This window comes from Variovorax sp. P1_G12, assembly GCF_056405555.1.
Map to the genome: position 1 here is coordinate 190,002 of NZ_JBFUBW010000006.1, position 16,305 is coordinate 206,306.

A 16,305-nucleotide genomic window follows, 5' to 3' on the forward strand; every position below is an offset into this window, starting at 1 on the left:
GTCGCACAGAAAGTCACTTTTGCCTGTAAATTGCCTACGTTGGCCAATCGGTCCCTGCCCTTCGCGGCACCGGGGCTTCGAGGAAGCAACGCGGCGGAAGCACTGTCCCGTACGCGTTGCGCACAGGGTCGGGCTTTCGTCTCCATTAGTTACAACGAACGACTGGAGAAGCAAGGCATGACTGGCAACACCCCTCTCGTCCTCGCCATCGTCTGCGGCCTGGTGGCCGTGGGCTATGGTTTCTGGGCGCGCAGCTGGATTCTGTCCAAGGACCCGGGCAACGCCCGAATGCAGGAGATCGCAGCCGCGATCCAGACCGGCGCTGCGGCCTATCTGGCCAAGCAGTACCGCACCATCGCGGTGGTCGGCATCGTGCTGGCGATCCTGATCGGGATCTTTCTCGACGTCACCACGGCGGTCGGCTTCATCATCGGCGCGGTGCTCTCGGGTGCCTGCGGGTTCATCGGCATGAATGTGTCGGTGCGCGCCAACGTGCGTACCGCGCAGGCCGCGACCCAGGGCATCGGCCCGGCGCTGGACGTGGCTTTCCGCGGCGGCGCCATCACCGGCATGCTGGTAGTGGGGCTCGGCCTGCTGGGCGTCTCGGCCTTCTACTGGTTCCTCGCCGGCAACGGCGCGCTGACGCCGGACAAGAACCTCGCGAACCTGCTCAATCCGCTGATCGGCTTCGCCTTCGGCTCCTCGCTGATCTCGATCTTCGCGCGGCTCGGCGGCGGCATCTTCACCAAGGGCGCCGACGTCGGCGCCGACCTGGTGGGCAAGGTCGAGGCCGGCATCCCCGAGGACGACCCGCGCAATCCGGCGGTGATCGCCGACAACGTGGGCGACAACGTCGGCGACTGCGCCGGCATGGCGGCCGACCTGTTCGAGACCTATGCGGTGACGCTGATCGCGACCATGGTGCTGGGCGCGCTGATGGTGACGGCGGCGCCCGTCAATGCGGTGATGTACCCGCTGGCGCTCGGCGGCGTGTCGATCATCGCGTCGATCATCGGCTGCTTCTTCGTCAAGGCCTCGCCGGGCATGGTGAACGTGATGCCGGCGCTGTACAAGGGCCTGGCGGTGGCGGGCATCCTGTCGCTGATCGCCTTCTGGTTCGTGACCAGCTGGCTGATCCCGGACAACGCCATCGCACCCTCGGGCAGCCAGCTGAAGCTGTTCGGCGCCTGCTTCGTCGGCCTGGCGCTGACCGCGGCGCTGGTCTGGATCACCGAGTTCTATACCGGCACCCAGTACTCGCCGGTCAGGCACATCGCGCAGGCCTCGACCACCGGCCACGGCACCAACATCATTGCCGGCCTCGGCGTCTCGATGCGTTCCACCGCCTGGCCGGTGATCTGCGTCTGCATCGCGATCCTGGCCTCGTACACGCTGGGCGGCCTCTACGGCATCGCAGTGGCTGCCACCGCGATGCTCAGCATGGCGGGCATCGTGGTGGCGCTCGACGCCTACGGCCCCATCACCGACAACGCCGGCGGCATCGCCGAGATGTCGGAGCTGCCGGCCAGCGTTCGCGACGTCACCGACCCGCTGGACGCGGTGGGCAACACCACCAAGGCCGTGACCAAGGGCTATGCCATCGGCTCGGCCGGCCTCGCGGCACTGGTGCTGTTCGCCGACTACACCCACAAGCTCGAAGGCTACGGGCTGGCGATCAGCTTCAACCTGAGCGACCCGATGGTGATCGTCGGCCTGTTCATCGGCGGCATGATCCCCTACCTGTTCGGCGCGATGGCGATGGAAGCCGTGGGCCGCGCGGCCGGCTCGGTCGTCGAGGAGGTGCGCCGTCAGTTCCGCGAGATCCCCGGCATCATGGAAGGCACCGGGAAGCCCGAATACGGCCGCGCCGTGAGCATGCTGACCGGGGCGGCGATCAAGGAAATGATGATCCCCTCGCTGCTGCCCGTGGTGGTGCCGATCGTGGTCGGCCTGGTGCTCGGACCCAAGGCGCTGGGCGGCCTGCTGATGGGCACCATCGTCACCGGCCTGTTCGTCGCGATCTCGATGTGCACCGGCGGCGGGGCCTGGGACAACGCCAAGAAGTACATCGAGGACGGCCACCACGGCGGCAAGGGCTCCGAGGCGCACAAGGCGGCGGTCACCGGCGACACCGTCGGCGACCCCTACAAGGACACGGCCGGCCCGGCGGTCAATCCGCTGATCAAGATCATCAACATCGTGGCGCTCCTGATCGTGCCGCTGGTGGTCAAGTTCCACGCCGGCGATGCGGGTGCGATGACGGCGCCGGCCGCGGCCCCGCCGCCCGTCACCGCACCGGCGGCGCCTGCCGCGGCGCCCGCTGCGGCGGCACCTGCGGCAGCGTCAGTGGCCGCGGCCGACGGCGGTGCCTCGATCAAGGCCGAGGGCGGCGTGATCAAGTTCTATTTCGCCACCAGCAGCGCCGAAGTACCGGCGGGCTCCAGCGCAGCGCTGGCCGAGATCGTGAAATCCGTGCAGAGCGGCGGCCGCGTGCTGGTGAGCGGCTACCACGACGCCACCGGCGACCCCGAGAAGAATGCCGAACTCGCCAAGCAGCGCGCGATGGCGGTGGGGGCAGCCCTCAAGATCGCCGGCGTGCCGGAAGACAAGGTCGAGCTCGCCAAGCCTGCCCAGGCCCAGGCCGACGGACCGCCGGCGGAAGCGCGCCGGGTCGAAGTGAAGCTGCAGTAGCAGCGATGCCTTCGACCGCGACGCTCGAAGCCTTCATCGCCGCAGTTGAGAGCGGCCAGCACGCGCAGGCGATCGAGGATTTCTATACCGAGGATGCGTCGATGCGCGAGAACCAGGCCGAGCCCCGGCGCGGCCGCGCGGTACTTGTGGCGCATGAACGCGCAGTGCTCGCCCGAACCGCTTCGGTGGTCTCGCATTGCGTGCGGCCGGTGTGCGTGAACGGCGACCATGTCGTGATCCGCTGGATCTTCGACTTCACCGGCAACGATGGGCGCCGCATGCGCATCGAAGAACTCGCCTGGCAGCGCTGGGACGGCGAGCGCATCGCGCAGGAAGAGTTCTTCTACGATCCCGTGCAGATGAAGCCGGACTGACTGGGGACGCTCAGTTCAGGCTGACGCCGCGGGCCGGCGGCGTGCTTTGCTCGGCACGCAGCGGCACGCCCTGCAGGGTGTCGAAATCGGACGGCGCCTCGGGCACGCGCATGTCCTCCAGCTCGTGCAGCGAGGCGACCCAGCGGCCGGCCGCGGACTCGGCCGGCTCGTCGTTGGTGAAGATGCCGTCGCGAATGTAGAAGGTCTCGGCCGCCGGCCGCTCCATGTGCAGCTCGATCAGCCGCGCGATCGGGAACGTATAGGTGACGAGCTTTTCCTTCGTCTTGCGGTCCTTGGCGCCGCAGTTGAAGAAACCCTCGGCGGCGATCACGATGCACGAGCCTTCCACCGAGCTGTCGATGTCGCCGCCGCAGCGCCAGATGGCGGTCGGCAGCCGGACACGCACCTTGTCGATGACCAGGTCGCGCTGCTTGTTGAGCGCGTTGAGCGGCGGCACCAGCGAGCGCAGTTGCCTGAGACGCTCGGCAAAGTTGTCGTCGATGCAGAACTCGACGTGATGCGTGGCGCCACCCGAGCGCTTGACGACCTGCATGATGACGTGACGCGGTGAGCTCACAGGGGCCGTCCTTTCGCGTGCATTCGACGCAGACCCGACCCGTTCGAAGCAGTGGTCTTCATTGGGATCATTGAAGCTACGATTAATTAGAACTTAGGTATTGACGCAACTATTCGCATCAATTGTTTCTAACTGTAGTTCGAATGTCCGCGACTGGATAGGCGGAATGAAGTATTAATTAGATGAAATCAATTGCCTCGCCAACCCTCATAGGCGAGGCATGTCCCACCAGTTCTCAGGCGGTCCCGGCCGATTCCATCAATTCGTCGAGCGCCTTGCAGGAAGGCGCGCAGACCGTCTGCGATTTTCCGAGCAGCTGGCGGGTCCGCATCTGGGAGCGCACGCGGTGCTTGCCGCACATGAAGCAGGACATCGTGGCGCCGCTGAACGAAGCCGAGGCACGAAACGGAGAACCCGGCGCCTTGGCCTTGTAGCGCAGCCCGTCGGCCACCACCGCGGTCTTGACGTCGGTCTTACTCATGGGCGGCTTCCGGGGGACCGTCGCTGTGCATGGCACGCCCGATGGCCGTCTTGGCGGCCAGTTCGGCCGCGAGCGAGGCATCGAGCGCCGAACGGCACAGGCCGGCGTGCTGGTAGTTGAGGTTCTCGTACACCTGCGAGGCGGCGGGATAGGCATCCAGCAGCTGGCCGAGTTCGGCGCCGGGCTCGGAATCGCGGAATTGATCGACCAGGTGCATCACGACCGACCGGTATTGCTCGGGGCCTACCGGCACGGCGCTGTGCTCCAGCCGCTCGAGGAGCTGGGCCAGGACATGCGTCACGGCCAGATCGGCCTTGTGCACGGGAGTATGGGTAGCGTTCATGCACAGCATGTGGGGCGGCGGCGGCGGATTGCAAGGGCGGAAAAGGACCATCCCCCGAGCCTACAGCAGCATCTCCGGCACGATCGGCGCGATCAGGGAGTTGTAGAACCGCTTGAAGAAGCCCGATTCGGGCTCCGACGTCAGGATCACTTCCTTCTCCCCGTCGGTGGTGAGCCACTCGATCGCGCCGGTGCGCTTGTCCAGCCGCAGGCGGTAGGAATTCTGCAGCTTGCTGATGTTGATGACCCGCAGCATCTCGCGCGCCAGTTGGGGGCTGTCGACCACCACGCCCATTTCGGTGTTCTGGGTCGCCGAGCGCGGGTCCAGGTTCATCGAGCCGACGAAGATGCGTCGGCGGTCGATCGCAGCCGTCTTGGCATGCAGCCGGCCGAGCGAGTTGCCGAACATGTCGAAGCGCTTGTTGGCGGTGGTGCGCTCCGGGCTCAGTTCGTACAGGTCGGCGCCCGTCGCGAGCAGGCGCTCGCGGTAGCGCGCGTAGCCGGTATGGACCAGCGGTTCGTCGTTGGCGGCCAGCGAGTTGGTCAGCAGCGTCAGCTTGACCTTGCGCCGCGACAGGTCCTCGAACGCGGCCATCCCCTTCTCGCCGGGCACCAGGTAGGGCGACGTCAGGTCGACCTCGGTCCTGGCGTCCATCAGCAGGCCCCAGACCTTCATGGTCACGCTGGTGGCGAGCGCGTCGTCGGCGCTCATGGTGGCCGGCTTGGTCGGCGGGTCGGCGATGGCGTGCGCCTCGCCCCAGAGGAGACCCATCCGGCCACCATCCAGCTCCTCGGCGATCGGTCCGTAGCCGAGCACGTCCGACGGCGGCAACACGATTTTTGGCGGCGGGGAACTCATGCCGATCCAGGCATCGAACTCCTCGGCGCCGGGCTTGCGCCCGCCCGGGCCGCGGACGATCTCGGCGATCGGCCAGACCTGTTCGGCATTCCAGTAGTCGTCGAAGATCGCCTCGAGTTCGGCCACCACCTTGCCGACGACCAGCGCGTCCATGTCGATGAAGTTCTGCGCCTCGCTGAGCACGAAATACTCATCCGCGATGTTGCGCCCGCCGACCACCGCCACCACGCCGTCGGCGATGAAGAGCTTGTTGTGCATGCGGTGGTTGAGCCGCCCGATCTCCTGCGGGGAAGCGAGGAAGCGCGACAGGAAGCCGTCCCGGCCGCAACAGAAGGGATTGAAGAGGCGAACCTCCACATTCGGCGTCTGCGCCAGCGCCAGCAGCGGCTGCTGGCTCTTCGCGGTGTAGAGATCGTCCACCAGCACCCGCACCTTCACGCCGCGCCCGGCGGCCTCGCGCAGGGCACGCATCAGGAGCCGGCCGGTGGCATCGTTCTCGAGCTGGTAGTACTGCACCACCAGCGACTGCTGGGCCCGCTGGGCGAGCTGGACGCGGGCGTCGAGCGAATAGACGCCCAACGGCATCAGGCGAAAGCCGGAGTGCTCCCCGGGCGGCGTCGAATCCGCGACGATCTTCGCCAGCCGGGTCGAGCGGTCGGGCGCCGCGGCGTATTCGGCCGGGCGGTCGCGCGAAATCGGCAGCGAGCCGCAGGCGCCCAGCAGCGCGATGCCGGCACAGGCCAGCGTCAGGCGGAGCCAGCGATCCAGGCCAATCGTCATGTCAATTTCCTCATTGCTGGCGCGCATGCATCGAACCGCCGCGAGACGGGATGCGGTCCTAGAATTCGAAACGCTCTCACCCGGGGTTACATCATGATGCTATCGATCGCCGCGCGCGCAACTTTCGTTGCCTTCGCCGCCGCCCTGGCCGCGCCCGCCCTCGCCGCCCTCGACATCGGCGACGCGGTGCCCAGATTCACCGCCACCGCGGCGCTGGGCGGCAAGACTTTCCGCTACTCGCTGGCCGACGCGCTCGCCCAGGGGCCGGTGGTGGTCTATTTCTTCCCGGCAGCGGACTCGAACGACTGCTCCATCGAGGCGCATGCCTTCGCCGAAGCCATCGACCAGTTCGCGGCGCTCGGCGCCACCGTGATCGGTGTGTCGGCCGACGACATCGACACCCTCGCGAAGTTCTCGGTCAAGTCCTGCCAAAGCCGCTTTCCGGTGGCGTCGGACCAGTCGAAGGCCGTGATCGAGGGTTTCGACGCGCTGATGCAGACCCGGCCGGATTTCGCCAACCGACTGTCCTACGTGGTCGCGCCCAACGGCAAGGTCGCCTACTACTACCAGAACCTGAATCCGGACAAGCATGTCGAGCGCATGCTGAATGCGCTGCGCGCGCTGCCGAAGGCAGCCGCTGCACGCTGAACGCGAAACGCGACGGCGGACCGTTACCATTTCCACCATGCAACTCAACTACATCGGCAACGAAAACGTTGCTTCCTCGTCCGGCCGCACCCTGCCGGTGATCGATCCGTCCGACGGCCAGGTCTTCGACGAACTGCAGCGCGGCAATGCAGCGGACATCGACGCCGCGGTGCGCGCGGCGCGCCATTGCTTCGAGACCACCTGGCACAAGGTCAGCGCGGCCGAACGCGGGCGGCTGCTCTACAAGCTGTCGCAGAAGATCGCCGAGCACGTCGACGAGCTGGCGCTGATCGAGCAGCGCGACTGCGGCAAGCCGGTCAAGCAGGCCCGGGCCGATGCGGTGGCGCTGGTGCGCTACTTCGAGTTCTATGCCGGCGCCTGCGACAAGCTGCACGGCGAGACCATTCCCTACCAGGATGGCTACAGCGTCTTCACCTGGCGCGAGCCGCACGGCGTCACCGGCCACATCATCCCGTGGAACTACCCGATGCAGATCTTCGGCCGCAGCGTCGGCGGCGCCCTGGCCGCGGGCAACGTCTGCGTGGTCAAGCCCTCCGAGGACGCCTGCCTGTCGCTGATCCGGGTCGCCCAGTTGGCGGCCGAGGCCGGCTTCCCAGCTGGCGCGCTGAACATCGTGACCGGCTACGGGCACGAGGTCGGCGACGCGCTGGCGCGCCACGAGGGCATCGACCACATCAGCTTCACCGGCAGCCCCAAGGTGGGTACGCTGATCCAGCAGGTGGCGGCCGAGCGCCATTGCCCGGTGACGCTCGAGCTCGGCGGCAAGAGCCCGCAGATCGTGTTCGCCGATGCCGACCTGGGCGCGGCGATCCCGGTGCTGATCAACGCCATCGTGCAGAACGCCGGCCAGACCTGCTCGGCCGGCTCGCGCGTGCTGATCGACCAGGCCATCTACGAGCCGCTGCTGCAGCGCCTGGGCCATGCCTTCGAGGCGCTGCGCGTCGGCCCCGCGGCCATGGACCTGGACGTCGGCCCGCTGATCCGCCAGACGCAGCAGCAGCGCGTGTGGGACTTCCTGTCGGACGCGCACGTGGCGGGCATCCCGATGGTGGCGCAGGGCGTGGTGGTCGACGAAGCGCCCGAGGCCGGTTTCTACCAGGCCCCCACCCTGCTGCGCGACGTGCCGGTGGACCACCGCCTGGCGCAGGAGGAAGTCTTCGGCCCGGTGCTGGCCGCGATGTCGTTCCGCGACGAGGACGAGGCGGTGGCGCTGGCCAACGCCACCCAGTTCGGCCTGGTCGCCGGTATCTGGACGAACGACGGCGGGCGCCAGTTCCGGATGGCCAAGCGCGTGAGGAGCGGCCAGGTGTTCATCAACAACTACGGCGCCGGCGGCGGGGTCGAACTGCCCTTCGGCGGCGTCAAGTCCTCGGGCTACGGCCGCGAGAAGGGCTTCGAGGCGCTGTACGGATTCACCACGCTCAAGACCGTGGCCGTGAAGCACGGCTGAGCAAGTGGCCCTGCGACGACAGCGGCCCCGGCGATGCGTTAAATTGACCCTCTCATGAACAAGCATGTCGTCCACGTCTCCGAGATCGGCCGCCCGCGCCGCGCCGCGCCTGCGCCCGAGCGCATGGTCGCGGCCACCGGCGTGCTGCTCGACCGGCTGGCCCGCCCCCTGACCGACCTGCGCATCAGCGTGACCGACCGCTGCAACTTCCGCTGCAGCTACTGCATGCCGAAGGAAGTGTTCGACAAGGACTACCAGTACCTGCCCCACAGCGCGCTGCTGAGCTTCGAGGAGATCACGCGGCTGGCGCGCATCTTCGCCAGCCATGGCGTGCACAAGATCCGGCTCACCGGCGGCGAGCCGCTGCTGCGCAAGAACCTCGAGGTGCTGGTCGAGCAGCTCGCGGCGCTGCGCACGCCGGACGGCCAGCCGCTCGACCTCACGCTGACCACCAACGGCTCGCTGCTCGCGCGCAAGGCCCAGGCGCTGAAGGCGGCCGGCCTCAAACGCGTGACCGTGAGCCTCGACGGCCTCGACGACACGGTGTTCCGCAGCATGAACGACGTCGACTTCCCCGTCGCCGAGGTGCTGGCCGGCATCGAGGCCGCGCAGGCGGCCGGGCTGGGCCCGATCAAGGTCAACATGGTGGTCAAGCGCGGCACCAACGAGCAGGAAATCCTGCCGATGGCCCGCCACTTCCGCGGCACCGGCGTGGTGCTGCGCTTCATCGAGTACATGGACGTCGGCGCCACCAACGGCTGGCGCATGGACGAAGTGCTGCCGTCGGCCGAAGTCGTGCGGCGGCTCGCCGAGGTGTTTCCACTGGCGCCACTGGAAGCCACCGTGGCCGGCGAAACCGCGCAGCGCTGGGCCTACGCGGATGGCGCCGGCGAGATCGGCGTGATCAGCAGCGTGACCCAGGCCTTCTGCCACGACTGCAGCCGCGCGCGACTGTCCACCGAGGGCAAGCTCTACCTGTGCCTGTTCGCCAGCCAGGGCCACGACCTGCGTCCATTGCTGCGCGGCGACGCCGACGACGCGCAGATCGCGTCCGCCCTCGGGCACATCTGGCAGGGCCGCAGCGACCGCTACTCCGAACTGCGCGCACTGCGCGCGCCCGACACCGACAGCAGCGCACCGCGCCGGGTCGAGATGAGCTATATCGGCGGATGAGCGCGGCAGCAATGAATCCATCGACTGCCATCGACGCCGGCGAGATCACCGGCCTCGTGCTCGCCGGCGGCCGCGGCTCGCGCATGGGCGGCATCGACAAGGGCCTGCAGAACTTCAACGGCACGCCGCTCGCGATGCACGCGGTGCTGCGCCTGGGACTGCAGGTCGGCGACATCATGGTGAACGCCAATCGCAACCTGGCCGCCTACGAGTCCTTCGGCGTGCCGGTGTGGCCGGACGGCCTGGCCGACTACGCGGGGCCGCTGGCCGGCTTCCTGACCGGTCTGGAGCGCTGCGAGACGCCCTACCTGCTCACCGTGCCCTGCGACACACCGCTGTTCCCGCTCGACCTGGCCAGCCGCCTGGCCGCCGCCCTGGCGGCCGAGGACGCCGACATCGCGATGGTCAGCGCGCCCGAGGCCGCGGACGATCCGGCCGCCGCGCCGGTGCTGTTCCCGCAACCGGTGTTCTGCCTGCTGCGCGCCACACTGCTCGAAAGCCTGGTGCGCTTCACGCAGAACGGCGGCCGCAAGATCGACAAGTGGACCGGACAGCACCGCACGGTGCTGGTGCCCTTCGATCGCCCCGGCGATGCCGCCAATGCGTTCTTCAACGCCAACACGCTGGCCGAGCTGCACGCGCTCGAAGCCCGGCGTTGCTGATTCTCTTGTTGCCATGAGCCGAATTGCCGAGATTGCCGCCGCGCTGGCGGGCTACGACCCCAAGGCCCTGGGCGTCGACGCCGTGCAGGCCTTCCTGGCGCAACTGGCCGAGCCCGCGGTCGTCACGCAGGTCGAGCGCCTGGCCCTGCGCGATGCGCTCGGACGGGTGCTGGCCGAGGACGTCGTCTCGCCGGTCAGCGTGCCGCCGCACGACAACTCGGCCATGGACGGCTTCGCCTTCGACGGCACGGTGCTCGCCGCCGCCGGCGACGCCACGCTCACGCTGCGCGTGGTCGGCACCGCGCTGGCCGGCGCCGCCTGGCGCGGCACGCTGGGGGCCGGCGATGCGGTCAAGATCATGACCGGCGCGGTGATGCCGGCCGGACTCGACACGGTGATCCCGCAGGAGTTCTGCACGGTCGAAGGCGAGCGCGTGAGCTTCCCGGCCCGGGCGCTGCGGCGCGGCGACAACCGCCGCTTCGCCGGCGAAGACCTGATGCAGGGCCAGCCCGCGCTGCGCCGCGGCCAGATCATCACACCGGCCGCGCTCGGCATGGTGGCCAGCCTCGGATTGCCGATGGTGCCGGTGCTGCGGCGCCTGCGCGTCGCCTATTTCTCCACCGGCGACGAGATCCTGAGTCTCGGCGAACTGCCGCGCGAAGGTGCGGTCTACGACAGCAACCGCTACACCGTGTTCGGCCTGCTCACCCGACTGGGCTGCGAGGTGATCGACCTCGGCCTGGTACGCGACGATCCGGCGGCGCTCGAATCCGCGCTTCGCCGCGCCGCGGCGGATGCCGACGCCATCATCACCAGCGGCGGCGTCAGCGTCGGCGAGGCCGACCACACGCGCGCCGTCATGCAGCGGCTCGGCGACATGGCGTTCTGGCGCGTCGCGATGCGGCCCGGCCGGCCGATGGCGGTCGGCCTGATCCCGGCGCCGAACGAACAGCGCGGGCCCGCGGTGCTGTTCGGCCTGCCGGGCAATCCGGTGGCGGTGATGGTGACCTTCCTTGCCTTCGTGCGCCCTGCGCTGCTGCAGATGATGGGCTGCAACGCAGCCTGCGCCGCGCCGCCGCCGCTGCTGCGCGCCACCAGCGTGGATGCGATCCGCAAGAAGCCCGGACGCACCGAGTACCAGCGCGGCCGGGTGCAGGCGGTCGCGGGCGCGCTGCCCGAGGTGCGCATCGCCGGCAATCAGGGCTCGGGCGTCCTGAGCTCGATGGTCGAGGCCAACGGCCTGGTGGTGCTGCACCACGACCAGGCGAGCGTGGCGGCGGGCGACGCGGTCGATGTGATGATCTTCGACGGCGTGGTGTAAGGTCTCTGCCCGCCCCTGGCCTCACGGGAATTGCGCATGGCCGCCACCAGAATCGAGTTGATGCAGCAGATGCCGATCTTCGGCGCCATCGGTGCGGAAACCATCGAGTTCCTGCTGGCGTCCGCGCCGGTCGTCGAAGTGCCGGGCGGCAGCTACTTCTTCCGCGAAGGCGATCCCGGCCACGGCATGTTCGTGCTCGAAACCGGCAGCGTGACCGTGTCCAAGAGCTGGCAGTCGCACGAGCTGCTGCTGGGGCACCTGGTCCGGGGCGACTGTTTCGGCGAGATGGCCCTGCTCGACCTCTTTCCGCGCAGCGCATCGGTGCGCACCGATGCCGACTGCGTCGCGATCGAGCTCACTTCGGCCAACCTGTACCGCCTGTTCGAACGCGACGTCGAACAGTTCGCGCTGATCCAGATGAACATCGCGCGCGAGATGAGCCGCCGGCTGCGCGTCGCCGACGATCGCCTTTTCCGGGCACAGATGGGCGAATGCCTGGAAGCGCTGAAGCGCATTTGAACCCGCCCTCAGCCTTCGCGCACCCGAAGGGCCGGCGAAGCCAGGCCGGTTTCGTGAAACACCGCGGAACCGGCTTCGCCGGGCCGCCGGTGTTGCCCCCGGCAGGGGGTGGGCGCCCGACACGAAGTGCGGGCAACCTGGGGGCGAGCAACAGTGCCACCGCGGAACCGGCTCCGCCGGTCCGCTGGTGTTGCCCCCGGTAGGGGGTGGGCGGCTACACGCAGTGAGCCAACCTGGGGGCGAGCTAAATCCTTCCGAGTGCGCGCTCGACGCCCTTGTTCGCGAGCGCATCCGCGCGCTCGTTCCCCGGATCGCCCGAGTGGCCCTTGACCCAGCGCCATTCGATCTGGTGGCCGCCCTCGGCCACCAGCTTGTCCAACTGCTGCCAGAGCTCGACGTTCTTCACCGGCTGCTTGGTCGAGGTGCGCCAGCCCTTGGCCTTCCAGCCCTTGATCCATTCGGTGATGCCCATGCGCACGTACTGGCTGTCCAGGTAGAGGACGACCTTGCACGGCCGCTTGAGCGCGCCGAGGCCCTCGATCACCGCCTGCAGCTCCATGCGGTTGTTGGTGGTGTTGAGTTCGCCGCCGAAAAGCTCCTTCTCGGTGGCGCCCGACTTGAGCCATGCGCCCCAGCCGCCGGGACCGGGGTTGCCCTTGCAGGCACCGTCGGTGTAGATCTGTACTTCGTTCAAAAACCGTTTCCTTCTCGATGTCCCCGATTGTCGCGTCCCCGGTGCATCTTTCCCGCGATCGGCACCGGCGCGCTGGCGCGCGAGGCGGCGCGGCGCCAGTCGGCGCTCAGCAGCCGCAGCCCCCGCACCCGTTTCACCGCCACGAGGAAATAGACAGCACCGAAAATCGGCCACCAGCGCTCGCCGGCGGCATCGAACCAGCGGCAGCGCTCCAACCAGGCTTCGCTGCGGACGGCAGGTCGATAGACGCCGAAGCGCCCCGACTCGACCTCGAAGCTCAGCAGCCGCAACCAGTCGCGCATGCGCCGGTAGCCGATGAAATCGCCGGCTTCGGGCAGGAACAGCTCGCCGAATCCCAGCCGTCGAAAAAGACGGGCCCGGCGCTGCCGCATGCCCCAGAGGCTGGCCGGATTCAGGCCGCAGATGACGACGCGGCCCTCGGGTACCAGCACCCGCTCGACCTCGCGCAGGGTCGCGTGCGGGTCGGGACTGAGCTCGAGCGCATGCGGCAACACCACCAGGTCGAGGCTGTTGGCCGAAAAAGGCAAGGCCGAGAAGTCCGTCACCAGCGCGCTGGCGCTGGCCTGGGCCGGATCCGACAGCGCCAGCCAGCGGTGCGGCATGCGATTGGCGCGCAGTCCCTCGACTTCGGACAGGCCCAGCTGCAGCGCGTGGTAACCGAACACGTCGGCGACGGCCTGGTCGAGCTGCGCCTGCTCCCAGGCCAGCAGATAACGGCCGGGGGGGGTCTCGAACCAATCGTGCAAACCTATAATTTGACCGCTCATGACCCTCGTTCCGCTGCCCGCCTTCGCCGACAACTGCATCTGGATGTCGCAGGACGGGCACGACGCGATCGTGGTCGACCCAAGGGACGCCGGGCCGGTGTCCGAAGCACTCCCGCGCGGCAATCTGCAACTGGCCGCGATTCTAGTCACGCGCCATCATGCCGATCACACCGGCGACGGGGCGGCGCCGTACGCGGACTGCGGCCACGAAGACACGCTTGCTTTTCCGAGATTTGCACAAAGCGTGGAACCCGGCAACCCGGATCTCACTCACTACACGGCGCACTGCGAAACATTGCGTGCGCGCGGCCAGCCGACGCTGCCCCCGCAGCGGCTCACCGGGCGCCGAATCCATCCCTCACTTCGCAGCTGCGAAGCCACTGTCAGTCAGTCGGTCCAGGCTCATGCCGGCCATTGCGCGCAAGCCGCGCCGGCCGAAGTGTTCCCCGCGCTGCGCCAATGGAAAAACGACTTTCGATGAAATTTCTGCTAGCCGCCTGCCTCGCGGGCTCCTTGTTTCTCGCGGGCTGTGCCACCGGCACCGGGTCAGCGCCGGGTGGCGCTTCGGCCGGCGGCACGCCGGTCTATCCGGGCGGCAACCTGACGCCGATCACCTCGGGCAACACCAAGTCGCGTGCCGTGGTCACGCTGGCCCCGCCCACCGACATGTGGGACCGCATCCGCCGCGGCTTCAAGATGCCCGATCTCAGCAGCGATCTGGTGCGTGACCGCGAGCAGTGGTATGCGAGCCGGCCCGACTACATCCAGCGCATGACCGAGCGCTCGAACCGCTACATCTTCCACATCGTCGAGGAGCTCGAACGCCGCGACATGCCGACCGAACTCGCGCTGCTGCCCTACATCGAGAGCGCCTTCAATCCGCAGGCCGTGTCGAGCGCTCGCGCGGCCGGCATGTGGCAGTTCATGCCGGCCACCGGCACCGACTACGACCTGAAGCAGAACATCTTCCGCGACGACCGGCGCGACGTCGTGGCGTCGACCCGCGCAGCACTCGACTACCTGCAGCGGCTCTACGGGATGTTCGGCGACTGGCAACTCGCGCTGGCCGCCTACAACTGGGGCGAAGGCAACGTCGGCAAGGCGATCGCGAAGAACCAGCGCGCCGGCCTGCCCACCACCTACAGCGACCTCACGATGCCCGCCGAGACCCGGCTCTACGTGCCGAAGCTGCAGGCGGTCAAGAACATCGTCGCCGATCCGGCGCGCTTCAATGTCGACCTGCCGCTGATCGCCAACCACCCCTACTTCCAGACCGTCGCGCTCAAGCGCGATCTCGACGTCGCGCTGGCGGCCAAGCTGGCCGACGTGCAGATCGAGGACTTCCGCGCGCTCAATCCGTCGGCGCACAAGCCGGTGCTGCTGGCCGCCGGCACGCCGGAGATCCTGCTGCCGTGGGACAACGCCGCCGTGTTCCAGCGCAACTTCGAGGCCTACAGCCAGGGCCAGTACGCCAGCTGGACCGCCTGGACGGTGCCGGCCACGATGACCGTGGCCGATGCCGCGCAGCGCTCGGGCATGAGCGAAGCCGACCTGCGCGCGGTCAACAACGTGCCGCCGCGGATGTTGATCAAGGCCGGGTCGACGCTGATCGTGCCGCGCAGCGCCCGGGTCCAGGAAGACGTGGCGGCGCTGGTGGCCGATACCGGCCAACTGAGCTTCCAGCCCGAGATCGTCACGCGCCGCACCGTGATCAAGGCGGGCCGCCTGGACAGCGTCGCGAGCATCGCCCACCGCTACAAACTGAGTCCGGCCAGCGTCGCCGAATGGAACGACGTCAAGCCAAGCCATGCCTTCCCGCGCGGCTTCGAGGTGGTGGTGTTCCTGCCCGTGCGGGCCTCGCGGGCCGCCAGCGTGGGTTCCGGCTCCGGCCATGTGCGCGCTGGGGCAGCGTCCAAGAGCAGCGGCGCGGCGACGAAGGGCAGCTCCGCCAAGGCGACCAAGGGTTCGAGCGACAAGCAAGTCGTGCAAGAGAAGCGCGGCGGCACGCCGTCGAAGAAGAAGCGCTGAAGGCCAGGCCGGCGCCGGGCCGCCAGCGCGGCCTGGTCCGCGCTGCGCGCAGAGGGGCGGGCTTCAGAGCTTCTCGGTCTCGCCGCTGCGGGGCTGCCATTTCATGAGGCGCTTCTCGAGCACGCCGACGATCGCGTCCAGCAGCAGCGCGAAGGCCGTGAGCACCACGATGCCGGCGAACACCGTGTTGACATCGAAGGTCCCCTCGGCCTGCAGGATCAGGTAGCCGACGCCGCGAGCCGAGCCCAGGTACTCGCCGACCACCGCGCCGACGAAAGCCAGGCCCACCGAGGTGTGCAGGCTCGAGAACACCCAGCTGGTCGCGCTCGGCAGGTAGACGGTGCGCAGCAGCTGCCGCTGGTTGGCGCCGAGCATGCGCGCATTCGCCAGCACCACCGGGCTCACTTCGCGCACGCCCTGGTAGACGTTGAAGAAGACGATGAAGAAAACCAGCGTGACTGCCAGCGCCACCTTGCTCCAGATGCCGAGGCCGAACCACAGCGCGAAGATCGGCGCCAGGATCACGCGCGGCATCGAGTTGGCGGCCTTGATGTAGGGGTCGAAGACCAGGCTCGCGGTCGGGGCCAGCGCCAGCCAGAGCCCGCAGGCCAGCCCCAGCACGGTGCCGATCACGAAGGCCAGCACGGTCTCGAGCAGCGTCGTGCCGAGGTGGACATAGATGTCGGCATTGCCCGCCAGGCCTTCGGGGAACAGCGGATTGGGCGGGATCGCGACCGGCATGAACCAGCTCCAGACCCGGCCTGCCACCTGGACCGGTTCGCCCAGGAAGAAGGCGAACTGCGGGTTGCGCGAGGCCAGGTGCCAGCCGACCAGCAGCAAGACCAGGACGGTCAGCTGCCAGAAGCGCGCATTGCTTTCGTCAGGGCGCAGCCGCAT

17 protein-coding genes are annotated in these 16,305 nt (G+C 68.4%); 10 read left to right on the plus strand and 7 right to left on the minus strand.

What is annotated here, in order from left to right; all coding sequences use genetic code 11:
- The first annotated feature begins 177 nt into the window (after positions 1-177).
- Together AC1D2O_RS09265 and AC1D2O_RS09270 are read left to right on the plus strand one after the other, a co-directional pair.
- A complete protein-coding gene (locus AC1D2O_RS09265) occupies positions 178-2,691 on the plus strand; it encodes a sodium-translocating pyrophosphatase (protein ID WP_478156776.1) in 2,514 nt (837 codons plus the stop codon).
- Positions 2,692-2,696: 5 nt separating this feature from the next.
- A complete protein-coding gene (locus AC1D2O_RS09270; RefSeq protein WP_478089819.1) occupies positions 2,697-3,065 on the plus strand; it encodes a nuclear transport factor 2 family protein in 369 nt (122 codons plus the stop codon).
- A gap of 10 nt (positions 3,066-3,075) precedes the next feature.
- On the opposite strand, the gene AC1D2O_RS09275 is transcribed toward AC1D2O_RS09270, so the two are convergent.
- The 4 genes from AC1D2O_RS09275 to AC1D2O_RS09290 form a co-directional block, all read right to left on the minus strand.
- Positions 3,076-3,642, minus strand: a complete 567-nt coding sequence (locus tag AC1D2O_RS09275) for a hypothetical protein (RefSeq protein ID WP_478089818.1) — start codon at positions 3,640-3,642, stop codon at positions 3,076-3,078.
- Between the two features lie 235 nt (positions 3,643-3,877).
- Positions 3,878-4,123, minus strand: coding sequence for a hypothetical protein (locus AC1D2O_RS09280; RefSeq protein WP_478089817.1), 246 nt, complete (start codon positions 4,121-4,123; stop codon positions 3,878-3,880).
- Positions 4,116-4,466: a hypothetical protein gene (locus AC1D2O_RS09285; RefSeq protein ID WP_478089816.1), complete on the minus strand. Its 351-nt coding sequence runs from the start codon at positions 4,464-4,466 to the stop codon at positions 4,116-4,118. The genes AC1D2O_RS09280 and AC1D2O_RS09285 overlap by 8 nt, the downstream gene beginning before the upstream one ends.
- A 60-nt stretch (positions 4,467-4,526) precedes the next feature.
- Positions 4,527-6,104: a phospholipase D-like domain-containing protein gene (locus AC1D2O_RS09290; protein WP_478089815.1), complete on the minus strand. Its 1,578-nt coding sequence runs from the start codon at positions 6,102-6,104 to the stop codon at positions 4,527-4,529.
- Between the two features lie 93 nt (positions 6,105-6,197).
- Here AC1D2O_RS09290 and AC1D2O_RS09295 point away from each other — a divergent pair, with 93 nt between their 5' ends.
- Genes AC1D2O_RS09295 through AC1D2O_RS09320 form a run of 6 tightly spaced genes read left to right on the plus strand, consistent with a single transcriptional unit; the run spans position 6,198 to position 11,898 of the window.
- Positions 6,198-6,752 (plus strand): peroxiredoxin, encoded by a 555-nt coding sequence (locus tag AC1D2O_RS09295; RefSeq protein ID WP_478089814.1) that lies wholly within the window; start codon positions 6,198-6,200, stop codon positions 6,750-6,752.
- Positions 6,753-6,789: 37 nt separating this feature from the next.
- Positions 6,790-8,223: an aldehyde dehydrogenase family protein gene (locus AC1D2O_RS09300; RefSeq protein WP_478156778.1), complete on the plus strand. Its 1,434-nt coding sequence runs from the start codon at positions 6,790-6,792 to the stop codon at positions 8,221-8,223.
- 54 nt (positions 8,224-8,277) lie between these two features.
- Positions 8,278-9,396 (plus strand): GTP 3',8-cyclase MoaA, encoded by a 1,119-nt coding sequence (moaA, locus tag AC1D2O_RS09305; RefSeq protein WP_478089812.1) that lies wholly within the window; start codon positions 8,278-8,280, stop codon positions 9,394-9,396.
- 11 nt (positions 9,397-9,407) lie between these two features.
- A complete protein-coding gene (gene mobA, locus AC1D2O_RS09310) occupies positions 9,408-10,058 on the plus strand; it encodes a molybdenum cofactor guanylyltransferase MobA (RefSeq protein WP_478089811.1) in 651 nt (216 codons plus the stop codon).
- A gap of 13 nt (positions 10,059-10,071) precedes the next feature.
- Positions 10,072-11,379: a molybdopterin molybdotransferase MoeA gene (gene moeA, locus AC1D2O_RS09315; RefSeq protein ID WP_478089810.1), complete on the plus strand. Its 1,308-nt coding sequence runs from the start codon at positions 10,072-10,074 to the stop codon at positions 11,377-11,379.
- Positions 11,380-11,415: 36 nt separating this feature from the next.
- Positions 11,416-11,898 carry a Crp/Fnr family transcriptional regulator gene (locus tag AC1D2O_RS09320; protein ID WP_478156779.1) on the plus strand — a complete coding sequence of 161 codons (483 nt, stop codon included), beginning with the start codon at positions 11,416-11,418 and terminating at the stop codon, positions 11,896-11,898.
- Between the two features lie 244 nt (positions 11,899-12,142).
- On the opposite strand, the gene rnhA is transcribed toward AC1D2O_RS09320, so the two are convergent.
- On the minus strand, positions 12,143-12,592 hold the full coding sequence (gene rnhA, locus AC1D2O_RS09325; RefSeq protein WP_478089808.1) for a ribonuclease HI: 450 nt from the start codon (positions 12,590-12,592) through the stop codon (positions 12,143-12,145).
- On the minus strand, positions 12,589-13,380 hold the full coding sequence (locus AC1D2O_RS09330; RefSeq protein ID WP_478156781.1) for a class I SAM-dependent methyltransferase: 792 nt from the start codon (positions 13,378-13,380) through the stop codon (positions 12,589-12,591). The genes rnhA and AC1D2O_RS09330 overlap by 4 nt, the downstream gene beginning before the upstream one ends.
- On the opposite strand from AC1D2O_RS09330, the gene AC1D2O_RS09335 reads away from it, so the two are divergent.
- Positions 13,379-13,861, plus strand: coding sequence for a hydroxyacylglutathione hydrolase C-terminal domain-containing protein (locus tag AC1D2O_RS09335; protein WP_478089806.1), 483 nt, complete (start codon positions 13,379-13,381; stop codon positions 13,859-13,861). The genes AC1D2O_RS09330 and AC1D2O_RS09335 overlap by 2 nt on opposite strands.
- The gene (locus tag AC1D2O_RS09340) at positions 13,858-15,408 is read left to right on the plus strand and encodes a transglycosylase SLT domain-containing protein (RefSeq protein ID WP_478156782.1); all 1,551 of its coding nucleotides are present in this window, start codon (positions 13,858-13,860) and stop codon (positions 15,406-15,408) included. Before AC1D2O_RS09335 ends, AC1D2O_RS09340 begins: the two co-directional genes overlap by 4 nt.
- 63 nt (positions 15,409-15,471) lie before the next feature.
- Here the strand turns inward: AC1D2O_RS09340 and AC1D2O_RS09345 are convergent, their stop codons facing one another.
- Positions 15,472-16,305: an ABC transporter permease gene (locus tag AC1D2O_RS09345; protein ID WP_478156784.1), complete on the minus strand. Its 834-nt coding sequence runs from the start codon at positions 16,303-16,305 to the stop codon at positions 15,472-15,474.